Source organism: Desulfoluna butyratoxydans (assembly GCF_900699765.1).
Taxonomy (GTDB): Bacteria; Desulfobacterota; Desulfobacteria; order Desulfobacterales; family Desulfolunaceae; genus Desulfoluna; species Desulfoluna butyratoxydans.
This window is the reverse complement of record NZ_CAADHO010000001.1, coordinates 737,640-749,908: the sequence shown is the minus strand read 5'-3', so window position 1 is coordinate 749,908 and position 12,269 is coordinate 737,640. Positions and strand designations below refer to the sequence as shown.

General features: G+C 61.3%; 8 protein-coding genes. 3 read left to right on the top strand and 5 right to left on the bottom strand.

Annotation, left to right across the window (positions count from 1 at the left end; translation table 11 throughout):
* Positions 1–23: 23 nt before the first annotated feature.
* The 4 genes from MSL71_RS03245 to MSL71_RS03230 form a co-directional block, all read right to left on the bottom strand.
* Positions 24–1,568: an amidohydrolase family protein gene (locus tag MSL71_RS03245; protein WP_180137223.1), complete on the bottom strand. Its 1,545-nt coding sequence runs from the start codon at positions 1,566–1,568 to the stop codon at positions 24–26.
* Between the two features lie 69 nt (positions 1,569–1,637).
* Positions 1,638–2,402, bottom strand: a complete 765-nt coding sequence (locus MSL71_RS03240) for a hypothetical protein (RefSeq protein WP_180137222.1) — start codon at positions 2,400–2,402, stop codon at positions 1,638–1,640.
* 150 nt (positions 2,403–2,552) lie between these two features.
* A complete protein-coding gene (locus tag MSL71_RS03235; protein ID WP_180137221.1) occupies positions 2,553–3,077 on the bottom strand; it encodes a hypothetical protein in 525 nt (174 codons plus the stop codon).
* Between the two features lie 80 nt (positions 3,078–3,157).
* Positions 3,158–4,120, bottom strand: a complete 963-nt coding sequence (locus MSL71_RS03230; RefSeq protein ID WP_180137220.1) for an AEC family transporter — start codon at positions 4,118–4,120, stop codon at positions 3,158–3,160.
* 479 nt (positions 4,121–4,599) lie between these two features.
* On the opposite strand from MSL71_RS03230, the gene MSL71_RS03225 reads away from it, so the two are divergent.
* Together MSL71_RS03225 and MSL71_RS03220 are read left to right on the top strand one after the other, a co-directional pair.
* Positions 4,600–5,520 carry a molybdopterin-dependent oxidoreductase gene (locus MSL71_RS03225; RefSeq protein ID WP_180137219.1) on the top strand — a complete coding sequence of 307 codons (921 nt, stop codon included), beginning with the start codon at positions 4,600–4,602 and terminating at the stop codon, positions 5,518–5,520.
* A 9-nt stretch (positions 5,521–5,529) separates the two neighbouring features.
* Positions 5,530–8,190 (top strand): response regulator, encoded by a 2,661-nt coding sequence (locus MSL71_RS03220; RefSeq protein ID WP_180137218.1) that lies wholly within the window; start codon positions 5,530–5,532, stop codon positions 8,188–8,190.
* Between the two features lie 139 nt (positions 8,191–8,329).
* Here MSL71_RS03220 and MSL71_RS03215 read toward each other — a convergent pair whose 3' ends face one another.
* Positions 8,330–10,396, bottom strand: coding sequence for a methyl-accepting chemotaxis protein (locus tag MSL71_RS03215; protein WP_180137217.1), 2,067 nt, complete (start codon positions 10,394–10,396; stop codon positions 8,330–8,332).
* A 337-nt stretch (positions 10,397–10,733) separates the two neighbouring features.
* On the opposite strand from MSL71_RS03215, the gene MSL71_RS03210 reads away from it, so the two are divergent.
* Complete coding sequence (locus MSL71_RS03210) at positions 10,734–12,221, top strand: OmpA family protein (protein WP_180137215.1); 1,488 nt, start codon at positions 10,734–10,736, stop codon at positions 12,219–12,221.
* The last annotated feature ends 48 nt before the right edge of the window (positions 12,222–12,269 follow it).

Here is a 12,269-nt window from a genome sequence, read left to right as displayed (position 1 = left end):
ACCTCGCCGCCGGAGGCACGGTTTTAGGTTTTTTCGTACACGGTGCCGTTTTTAACGATGAGGGTGAGGTCGTTCAAGGCCGCGAGGTCCTGCAAGGGGTTTTCCGCCATGGTGATGAAGTCGGCGCGTTTGCCCGGCGTGAGGGTGCCGGCCTCGTTTTCCACGCCCAGGATGTGGGCGTTGTTTACGGTGGCGCAGGTGAGGGCCTCTGTGTTGGTAAAACCCAGGCGGGCCATGCACTGGAGTTCGCGCACGATGGCGCCGTGATAGTTCAGGGGGACCCCGGCGTCGGTGCCGCAGCCGATGCGGATACCCGCCTCTTTCATGCGCATGAGGTTTTTCTGGCCGTGGGTGAGGATGGGAAAGAAGAGGTGGGGATTGAAGGTGTAGTCGCCCCGTGTGTAGAGCTCGGAAAAGGGGTGTTTTTGCATGGCCTCCAGCATGGCCAGGTTGTTTTCATGGATGGCGGGCTCCACGTCGTCTTCGGTGACGGCGGCGAGGTAGGCCTCCCGGATGGGGGCTTCCAAAAGGGCCCGGCGGGAGAGGAGGCCTTTGGGAAGGGGCTCGGCAAGATCCAGCAGGGTGTAGAGGTTGGCCAGGATGGTGGTGGGCACCACGGAAACCTTGTTGTCGGCCATGGCCTTGAGGGTTGCTTCGTCCAGGGGCCCGTCCGAGACGGTGTGTTCCAGGGAGTGGATGGGGTGGGCAAGGGCGCGGCTCACGCCGTAACGGCTCATGGCGTGGCCTGCCACGGGTTTTCCAGCGTCCCGGGCCAGGCGGAAGATGGTGGCGAGTTCAGGGTCGCTGTAGCGGTTGATAAAGGGCTTGCCCGCGATGAGGGAGGTGTTGTCCAGGGTGATCTTGACAAAGTCGGCGTTCCGGCAGTTGGCCCCAAAGGCTGAGGCCAGCTCCCCCTCTTTGAACGACACGGTGGGTGCCCCGGTAAAGAGGCTGCCGAAGGCCGCGACCCAGGAGACATCGGACGGTGAGATGTCTGGGTGGCCTCCGTCCACGTTGAAGATGGCGTTGCAGGTGATCACGTCCGGCCCGGCCAGTTGGCCTTTTTCCACCTGGCGGACCAGGGTGCCCAGCACCGGGGGCATGGCGCCCATGTCCCGGACGCGGGTGACCCCGGAGGCGAGCTGGTTCTCGAAATTTTTCCTGAGCTGTCGCCAGGTGGCCAGCCCCAGCAGGGGAGAGAAGCTTGCGGCCGAAGGCAGGGTCATGTGGCAGTGGGCGTCCATGAGGCCGGGCAGGAGGTACGCTCCCTTTAGATCGATGTGCCGGGCCTCCAGGCCGGAAAAGGGCGTGCCCGGACCGGCCCAGGCAATGTGCCCGGCCTCCACCAGCAGGGACCAGCCGGGGGTGATCCGTCCTTGGGGCAGGGAGAGGAGCTGACCGTTGGTGAACAGGGTCCTGTGGGGCGTTGGTTCGCCGGGATGGGCAGGGGTGATGGCAGGGGTGTGACCGGCGCATCCGGCAGCCGCCATGGAACCTGCCACGGCGGCAGAGGTTTTTTTCAGAAATTCCCTTCGCGACAAAGGGGGGATGGTGACGGGGGTGTCCATGGCAGCTCCCATGCATGCGGGGGAGGCAAAGACCCGGCTGTTCGGTTTACCCCTCCCGGCTCAGGCTGGTTACGGGGGAAACACCGAGGTGGCGCCTTTGTATCCGTAGGCGATGGTGGTGGCCCGGGTGTGTTCGTCTTCGATGAGGATGGCGCCGCTGACCGGAACGGAGCTGTGGCTCAGGCTGCGCCCGCTGGAGGTGATGCCGGATATGGTCACAGAGTAGCTGTGGGAAAAGCAGCTTCGGGCCTTAATATAAGTGCCGTCATAGGCTTGGCGCTCGGCCTCCCCCACACGGACCGTGGAGCCGGCCAGGGCGTTGTCGGTGAGGCCCCGGGCCATGGCCAGGAGTTCAGGGGGCATGTCGTTGACAGGGCCGTCCCCCTCCCTGGTGCGGACCCGGATGATGCGGAGCTGGCCTGCGATGCGGTCGTATTCGTCCCGGGTATAGGAGAGGCTTCCCCACACCGGGTAGTTCTCGAAGGTGACCTGGCTGTGGAGGGGCCGGGCGTCATTGGATGCGGAGAGGCTTTCCGTTTCCAGGGTCACGGTGTTGCCGTCCACGGAGATGACCTTGGTGGTGGTCAGGGCGACATTTTTATCCCCGTCCAGGGCCTCCTGGAGAACCGTGATCCACTGGCCTTTTTTCAGGCCCATGCGGCGCTCCTTGGACCGTCCCAGCTTTCGGGCTTCGGGAAAGGCCATGGCGTCGACCATGTCGTAGATTACCTGGCGTTTGTGTTGCGGAACTTCAGGCATGAGGTTCATGAGGGTGGTGCAGGAGGCAAGGGCAAACAGGACCGGGACGAAAAAGGCAAGGATGCGCGTCTTCATGGCGGGGTTCCCCTTTACTTGGGTATGGCGGCGATGTGTTGACGGGGTCCTGCGGACCTGCAGAACGTGGCTGTGGTTGTTCGAACGTACCAGAGATCCAACGGATAATCAACGGCTTCCGTGCCGGGCTCGCCTGTGGGCGAGGCCGGGTCAGCAGGCCTGGCCGGATTCGGCCTCCAGGGTGGTGATCATGTCCAGGCAGCTCTGGCGGAATTCAGCGTAGTCGGCAAGGGACATGTCGCCGGTGAGGATCCACTCCAGGGCGTAGTTGAACCCCAGGTAGTCGTAGGTGTAAATGCCGTGGCCGTCGCGGAGGGCGTCGATGCTCTTTCGACACATGAAGGCAAGGCAGATGGGGCTTTTGTGGGTGGGAAGGGTGCAGCCGGTGTTGGTGTGGTACTCGCAGGGGCTCACCAGGCTGGACTCTTTTACGTCTTCGGGTTTTCCGTAGAGGGCTTCCCGCTCTTTGCGCAGGAGATCAAAGCTGGGGTGATCCAGGTCGTAGACCTTGTAATACTTGTCCTTGCAACAGGCGGCAAAGGGCTGGTTGCCGTTGCGTTCCAGCTCGGGCAGCACGCATCCTTTGAGGCAGAAGTCAAAGATCCCGAAAAACCGGTTGAGGATCGTCTCCATCTCCAGGTACCGGTTCAGGTTTTCCTGTGCGCTCTCCATCATCACTCCTTCTTATGCAATCGTCACAATCCGTCTCTTTTAGCGCAATCCCGGGCTGCTGGCAAGGGCGGAACCGGCCGTCATCAGGGGGATACCGGCCCCGTGGCCAGGGTCAGCCAGAAGGGGATGGCCATGAGGCAGACCACGTAGCAGGCCAGCATGGCACCCCCGATGATCTCCGTGCGGCCGTTGTACGCCCGTGCCTGGAGGATGAGGTTGGTGGCCGGTGCGGCCGCGGCCTGGATCATGAAGAGGGAGGCGATGAGGGGGCTTTGCCGGGCCAGGTCAAAGGCGGAGATGGCCCACCAGGTAATGAGGGGGACCAGGCCGAACTTGACGCCTGCAAGGCCGAGGAGGCGGTGCCAGGGCGGAAGCTTTTGCAGGCGAACCTCCCCTAAGGTCGCCCCGAGGATAAAGGTGGCCAGGGGAATGGTGGCGCTTCCGAGGAGGCCCGTGGCGTCCAGGGCAAGGGCCGGGACATGGGGGGAGAGTCCCGACAACGCGATGGCGACTCCGGCAAGGCTTGCCACAAGGGGCGGGTTGATCATCTCTCTTAAGCGGACTTTGCCCTTGCCCCCCACGAGGCGCACGCCAAGGGTCCAGTGGATGGGGGTGTTCCCGATGACAAAGAGAAAGCAGTAGGCGGCGAAGGTGTCGAAGGTCTCCGGAAAGAGGGCCTGTCCCACGGGCAGGACCAGGTAGGCGGAGTTCTGGATGCCGCTCATGGCGATGAGCTCCGGGTGGCGCCGTGTGGTCCGGCCGAAGAGGACCCATCCGAAAAAGAGGCCGCCCAGGTTCATGGCCATGGACGCCAGGGGAAGGAGCCACCACAGGGGCGTTGAACCGGTGTCCAGGCGCGTGATCAGGGAGGTGAGGATGAGGCAGGGAAGCAGCACATGGATGGTGATGCGGGAGAGGGTGTCGATGTCTTCGGAGCGAATGACACGACGCCTCACCAGGACACCTGCCAGCAGGGCCACGACCACGATGCGCAGCATGGAGAAAAAGACGGTCTGGAATCCTGTGGCGAACAAAGGGGGAATCATGGGGGCTCCTTGCCCGGATATTTCACGAGTCGAGTGCGCCCGAAGGGTCAGAGGATCGGGCCAAAACCGGTCAATTACATGTTGAATTCTTGAAATAACTAATTTTTGTCACAATAGCCAACCGTAATAATGCCCTGTTCCTGTGGGGCTGAAGGTAAGTCCTTGATTACCGGAACGTTTTTGCGGCGCTTTTTTTAAAAAGCGATCCGCCGGAGGCAACTGGATTTTTAAATGCGTTGGCCCTGCCGTGCTTTCCGTTCCGGGGCAACACACGGGCGAGGCAGGCGGGTGGCATCCGGCGTGATGGAATAGCGTTTAACTAATTACCTTTATCGGCCGATACGTCTTTCTAGACGCGGATTTTCTACGACAAAACACATAACCCGGATATTTTACGAGTCGCATGGCATTGTGTCGGACTGATGGTTTTTTACGACATATCCGGGTGAAATTGTGTTTCAACCCATCATGGTGAGGATATGACGGTGCGCTCCGGTACCCTTCGTTTGTGTGTGTTCGCATGGCTTCTTCTCTGCCATGCCGCCCTTCTGTCCGCAGAGACGTCTTCTGCCGGGCGTGTCAAGGTGATGGGGGGAAAAAAGGGGCACGGCACGGTATCCGTTGCCGTGGGGGCCACGGTGCCCGGGGCGGTGACCTTTTCCTCCGGGGATCCCAACTTTGACTCCGGCGGCCCCTCTTCCTTTACGGGGGTTCCCCTGGGCCGGATTCTGAATCAGGCCGGGGTTACGGACATGGCCGGGGTAACGCTGATCGGCCATGATCAGTACACCGTGTACCTTCCCGCCGAGGTGGTCTCAAAACCGGGGGTGATCATTGTCTCAGATCAGGACGGCAAGCCCCTGAGCCGTTATCTCGGGGGGCCCCTCAAGCTTTTGTTCCCCCCGGGGATGGGCATGCACCAGAGCGCCTATTGCTGGTACGTGGATACGCTGGTCCCGGATTACCTGGACAATCCGGAGGTGAAGGTGTCCGTCAACGGAAAGACCAAAACCTACACCCTGTCTGGCCTGGATGCCTTGTTGCCGGAGCACCGGACCCTTTATCTCTCCATTCCCCTGGGGTACCGGTGGGACCTGCCCAAGCTGAACCAGCCGTGCCGGGTGACGGCCGTCCCCCTGGCGGCTCTTTTTGACGGTGAGGATGTCACTGGCAGGGAGCTGACCCTCACCCCCTTTGCGGGGAAATCCATCACGTTGCCTGTGGCCCCGCTTCTCTCCTGCGACGTGATGCTGGTGTATCGCATCAACGACCAGCCCATCCACCCGGCGCTGGGCGGTCCGTTTTCCGTCTATTTTCCCGTCATGAGCTGCGGGGAGCTTCAACGTGTTGCCCCGGAGACGGCTTCTCTCTTTTTTTTACATGAGATCTCCGTGGATTAGGAGTGATTTATGGCGTTTCACATGCGGTTGCAGACCAAGCTCCTGGCAGTGGTGAGTGTGCTGGTCCTGGCAGTGGTTTTTGTCTCCTCCGGCCTGGTGACCTATTCCCAGAAAAAACGGGTCACCGAGGCCACCTACAAGCTGATGGAGCGGGATGCACGGTACCTTTCCCGCCGGATCAGCCACAACATCTACAACTCCAACTGGCGAACCATTCAGATTACCCTGGACATGGCCCTGCAGTCCAACGGGGACATGCTGTATTATGCCATCCACGACAAGGACGGCAAAATCCTCTTTTCATCGGACAGCAAGAGCGTTGGCGGGTGGCTCCCGGGCTGTGTTGCAGACGGCCCCCGGTCCGAGGTCTTCGAACGTTACCAGTCCAAGGAGTTCTCCGTCCGTGAGCGCCCCCTGTCCGAGGCCGTGGCCTACAAGGGGGTCGTGCGCGGGGGCAAGGGCGAGGCGGTTTTCGACACCTGCATGAAGGTGCGGTATATCGGGCGGCCCATCGGCTGCCTGCGCATCGGGTATTCGTCCCGGGAGCTTTCGGCACATATCCGAAAGAGCGCCATGGATGTCCTTGCCGGAGGGGCGGCCATTCTCATGACGGTGATCACGGGCCTCCTGATTCTGATCCGCATCAGCATCGCCCCTTTGGGACGGCTGAACCGAAAGCTCCTGCTCCTCAGGAAGCGGGCGGAGACCGAGCCGGTGGGCAAGGTGCTGGGAAGCCTGGACATCGACGAGATGTCCGACGGGTCCACCACCACGGAGATCCGGGAGCTCTCCCTCTCCTTCGGGGCCCTCAGCGGGATGCTGGTGGAAAACTGGCAGCAGCTGGAGGCCCAGCAGGTCGATCTGGAGAAGAACGTGGCCAAGCGGACCTGCGCCCTCAGAAAGGCCAACCGGGCCCTCCTGCGGGAGATCGCGGAAAAGAAAGAGGCCGAAGAGAAGCTCCGGGTGAAAAATTCCCTTATGGAGGCCCTCCACGACACCACCCTGGACCTAATGCGCCAGCTGGGGTTCAACGAACTCCTGAAGCTTCTCCTCAAGCGGGCAGGGGGCCTCATGAACATGGAGAGCGGATACTACTTCGAGTACAGGGAGTCCACCCGCCAGCTTCACCCCATCGTCACCTCCGGCCCATTCCTGGAGGTGCCCAAGATCCCCTCCCGCATCGGAGAGGGGCTTGTGGGGCGTGTGTGGGAGACGGATCGCCCCCTGTACGTAGAGGACTACAAAACATGGAACGGCCGGGTCAAAGGCCACCCCGGCCTGGAGACGCTGGGGGCCTCCGTGGCCGTGCCCATCCGCCTGGAGGGCAACGTGGGCGGGGTCATGGGCCTTGCCCAGTTCGGGGATGATTTTGAGATGGACGAGACGGCCATGGCGGTCCTCATCCGCTTTGCGGAGCTTGCCACCATTGCCCTGAACAACGCCATGATGCACACCAAACTCCAGGAGGAGCTCGATGAGAGGCGCCGGGTGGAAGAGGAGAAGGACCGACTGTTTCAGCACCTTCTCCAGGCCCAGAAACTGGAGGCCATCGGGACCCTGGCAGGGGGCATTGCCCACGACATCAACAACCTGCTCATGGCCATTCAGGGCAACATCTCCCTGATCATGAGCCTCACGGGCCCCGGGGACATTGTGCACAAGCGCGGGGGCAAAATCGAGGAGCTGGTGGCCAGCGGTTCCTCCCTCACCAGCCAGCTCCTGGGCTTTGCCAGGGGAGGGCGATCCCATGTGCGGCCGGAGAGCGTGAACACGGTGGTGAAAAGCAGCCTCTCCATGTTCGGCCGGACCCGCAAAGGGATCATGATCTCCGAAGCCATGGCCGAGTGGCTCCCCAACGTGGAGATCGACCGGACCCAGATGGAGCAGGTGCTCCTGAACCTTTACCTGAACGCCTCCCATGCCATGCCGGACGGTGGCAGGATCCACATCGAGACCGGCATGACGGACCTCGACGACAAGCTGGCCGCAGCCTTCAACCTCAAGTCCGGGGCCTATGTAACGGTGGCGGTCTCCGACACGGGCGTGGGCATGGACAAGAAAACCCAGAGCAAGATTTTCGACCCCTTCTTCACCACCCGGGAGATGGGGCGGGGCACGGGCCTGGGCCTGGCGTCGGCGTACGGCATCGTCAAAAACCACAAGGGCGCCATCACCGTGACCAGCGAAAAGGGCCGGGGGGCCTGTTTTACGATTCACCTGCCCGCCACCTCCAAGGCGCGGTGGGAGGAGGAGGCCTCTCCCTTGGCGGTCCACAGCGGCGAGGGAACGGTTTTGGTGGTGGATGACGAACCGGAGATCCGTGAGGTGGTGAAGACCATGCTCAAGGGCCTGGGGTACCGCTGCCTGGTGGCGGAGAACAGCAGCCGGTGCGTTTCCATGTACAGGGAGGCGTGGCAGGAGATCGACCTGGTGCTCCTGGACGTGGTGATGCCCGACGCCGGAGGGGACATTGCCTACCGGGCCATGAAGAAGATCAACCCGGATGTGCGGGTGATCCTCTGCAGCGGCTACAGCCTGGAGGGGCGCGCAGAAAAGATGATGGAGGCCGGGTGCAACGGGTTTATCCAGAAACCCTTTTCCGTGGAGGTCCTCTCCACGGAGATCCACCGGGTGCTCGAAGGATCAGGAGAGAAAGCGCCTGTGGGCTGAGCCCTCACAGGGGACAGGCGTGGGGCGGGAATATGCTGTTTTGAAAGAACAAAAGCCCGCAGGGGAAAACCCTGCGGGCTTTTTTACGTCTGATGGCTGCCGGGCCCGACCGGGAAAGGATCCTTGGCCGGGCTTCGGGTTAGATCTTGAAGCGTCCCACCAGGCCGTTTAAGGCTTCAGCCATGGCTTTGAGTTCCCGGGCGCTCTCCTCGATCTTGTGGCTGCCGCCGGAGATTTCGCTGGAGGCGTTGTTCAGGTTGCCCATGTCCCGGTTGATGGCATCGGCTGCCGTGGCGCAGTTGCCCACGTTGTTGTTGACCTCCTCCACGCCGGCCGATGCCTGGCCGATGTTGGCTGAGATCTCGCTGGTGGCGGCGGACTGCTCTTCCACGGCCGCAGCGATGCCGGAGACGATGTCATTGACGTTTTTGATCACCCCCAAAATGGCGTTGATCTTTTCCACGGAGACGTTGGTCTTCTCCTGGACGCTGTGGATGTTGCTACGGATCTCCAGGGTGGCCGCGGCGGTCTGGCCGGCCAGGTCCTTGATCTCACCGGCAACCACGGCAAAGCCTTTTCCGGCTTCCCCGGCCCGGGCCGCTTCGATGGTGGCGTTCAAGGCCAACAGGTTGGTCTGCTCGGAGATCTCGGTGATGGTGTCGGTGACCTTGCCGATTTCGTCCACGGCGTTGCCCAGGCTGTTCATGAGGTCGGCGGTCTCCATGGCATCGGAGAGGGCCCCGTCGGAGACGGAGCGTGCGTTTTCGGAGTTTGCGGCAATTTCGCCGATGGTGGCGGTCATCTCCTCGGCGGAGGCGGCCACGTTGTTGATGTTGGCCGTGGACTGCTCCATGGCCGAGGCGATGGTGGCCAGGTTCATGGCCATGGTGCCCGCTTCCTGTCCCACCTGGGATGCCAGGGTGTGGGTCTCGTCGGCGGAGGCGGACAGGGATCCCGAGATGGTGAGGAGTTCACCGGAGGAGCTGTCCACGGACCCGGCGTTGCCCTTGACCTCCCCGATGATGGATTGAAGATCGGCCATGAAGGTGTTGAACCACCCGGAGAGTTCGCCCACCTCATCTTTGGACTGGACCTCCAGCCTCTGGGTGAGGTCCCCGTCCCCTTTGGCGATCTCTTCCAGCAGGGAGGCGCTCCGGCGCAGGGGCTTGGCAATGGAGCCCGCCACCCAGATCACCACGGCGGTGAGGAGAACAAAGGCAGCCACCCCGATACCCACGATGAGCCAGCCGATGGAGTTGGCTTCGGCCATGACCTGGGCCATGGGGAGGTTCACGAGAAAGGACCAGGGGGTGTCCTGGCCGGAAAAGGGGATGGGGGCGAAGATGCGGACGATGTCGGTGTCAAGATCCCGGGAGATCGCTTCGAACTGAAAGGGCTGTCCGGCCTGGATGGCTTTTTTGGCCGCCTCCCAGTCTGCGGAAGACCCTGCGTTCTGGCCGTGTTTGTCCTGGTTGACCTGGTGGGCCACGTAGGTGCCGTTGTTGGCGATGACAGAGGTGTAGCCCGTGCCGAAGGGGGTCAGCCCCTTGATGAGCTCGGAAAAGATGGAGAGCCTCAGGTCCACACCGCAGACGCCCACGGTGGTGCCTTCGACTTCGATGGGCACGCAGAGGCTGATGATGGATTCCTTGCTGCCCTGAACTTCATAGAGGTAGGGTGGGGTCATGATCTCACGCCCGGTGCGCAGGGGGACGAGGTAGTAGTCCCCTTCTCCCTCCTTGTCGTAGTTCACCAGGGGGGTCACATCGATGCCGTCTCCGGTGCGGTGCCAGTAGGGGACGAAGCGGCCGGTGGCGTCGTGGCCCTTCTTGTTTTCGAATGCGGCGTCAAGATTGTCCAACGCATCAGGTTCCCAGGCGGTCCAGACGGCAAGGAGCTCGGGGTTGTTGTCCAGGACCTCGGCCATGATCTTGTTGAGGTCTTCGCGGGGGTTGAAGCTGCCCGATTTCTTGAAGGCCTCCATGGTTTCGGAAAGAGTCCTCACTGCGTGGAAGGAGGCGTCGACCTTACCGGAAATGATTGCGCCGTATCGGGCGGCAATCTCTTCGCCCTGGGCAATGGCTGCGTGATGGGCAGAGCTGCGAACTTTCAAGGTTACAGCCGTGATGGTGATGAAGTAGGAGAGAAAAGCAATGGTGGAAATGGCAAGGATGAGCTTGCCGCGAAGTTTAATGTCCCTGAACATCCGCAGAACTCCAGTTTGAGGGTGGAAAATAAGGTGTATGGGATAAATATCGGATGAAGGCGTGTTTGGGTTTAGGATGATTACATGAAATATTTAATAAAATTGATTATCCCACATGGGGGAACGCCCGGGAGCGTCTGCTTTGGCCCGAATCGGTCTGTCAAAATGGGGCCTTTGGGGGCATGGGATGGCCCTTGCGGTGGACAGATCTCTTTTTTTGGGGTTGAAACATGACGGGTGTTTATCATAAGTAAGTATTCGATATGGCTTGGGTTAAGGTGTCGGCTGCAAAACCCGGTCGAGAACAACCTCAAAATACAGGATCAAGGGGAGTGTTATGGTTTTTGTCAGAGGGACTGCTATTCGATGGATGGCCGCTGTTGTTGCGGCGGCGTGTGTGCTCGGCTTCTGGCAAACCGGTTTTGCAGGCAATGAGACGCGGAACTCTCTGTTCCAGGGGACCGAGGCGATGATCGTCCAGGCCAAGGAGAAGCGGGCCTACCTTTTTGCTCCGGATGCCTTTGGTGAGGCCATGGAGGCCTACCAGGACGCCCTCACCGATTTCAACAAGGGACGAAACCTGAACGGGATCCGAAAGGAGCTCAAGAAAGCCGAGTCGTACCTTACACGGGCCATGGCCGTGTGCGTGACGGCTGAAGTGACCTTCGAGAACGTTTTGAAGGCCCGTGAGGATGCCTCGTCCATTGGCTCCGAAAAATACAGCGAGAAACTGACGGCCAAGGCAGAGGCCGAATTCCAGCGGGCCGTGAGGAGCCTTGAAGACGGCGACGTGGACAAGGCCCGGGGGCAGGCCGGTGAGGCCGAGGCCCTGTTTCGGAGCGCAGAGCTTGAGACCATCAAACACGCCCTTCTGGGCAAGACCCGGGAGAAGCTGGCCCGGTTCGAGGACCTGGGGCGTAAGAACAACGCCCCGAAAACCTATGAGAAGGCCCGCCGCCTGGTGGCCCTTGCAGAAAAGAAGCTGGACCAGAACCGCTACAACAATGCCGAAGCCGTGGCCCTGGTGAAGGAGGCTGAGTACGAGCTGGCCCACACCGAGCACATCCACACCCGGGTGGGCAAGCTCAAGGAGGCCGATTACAGCTTTGAAGACGTGATCATCGACATGGAGATGCAGCTGGTCAAGATCGCCGAGGGGCTGGACATGGAGCTCAAATTTGATCGGGGGGTCAGCGGTGCCACCTGGCAGCTCCTGGACGGGGTGCAGGCCCTGAAGGCGTCCAACGACGCCAAGGACCGGGAGATTGCGGATTTGAAGGCCAAGGTCACGGACCTGGAGACCTCCGTTGCCAGCCTGAGCAAGCTGGAGCAGGACCTCATGGCGCGCAAGCACGAAGCCGAAGAGGCCCTGAAACGTCAGAAGGAGGCCGAGCGGCTGAAGCACATGAAGATCACGAGGATCCGCGACGCCTTTACCCCGGAGGAGGGCAAGGTCCTCATGGACGGAGACAAGATCATCATCCGCCTGTACGGGCTCTCCTTTTCCAGCGGCAAGGCGGTGATCGACTACAAATACTTCGGCCTCCTGGCCAAGGTGCGGGACACCTTCAAGGAGTTTCCGGGCTGCCGGGTGGTCATTGAGGGCCACACCGACTCCCTGGGCAGCGAGAAGGTCAACAAGCGCCTCTCCAAGGAGCGGGCCGATTCTGTGCGCCATTACCTCATCGCCAACTCCGTGGTGACGGACGACCAGATTTCGGCCGTGGGGTACGGGGAAGACAAGCCCGTTGCCTCCAACGAGACCCGCCAGGGGCGCGCCAGCAACCGGCGCATCGACGTGGTGATTATCCCTGCCAGGGGGTGACACGGCAACAGCCGGTGAGATGGATCCGGTGGTATTGATAAGGGGCGG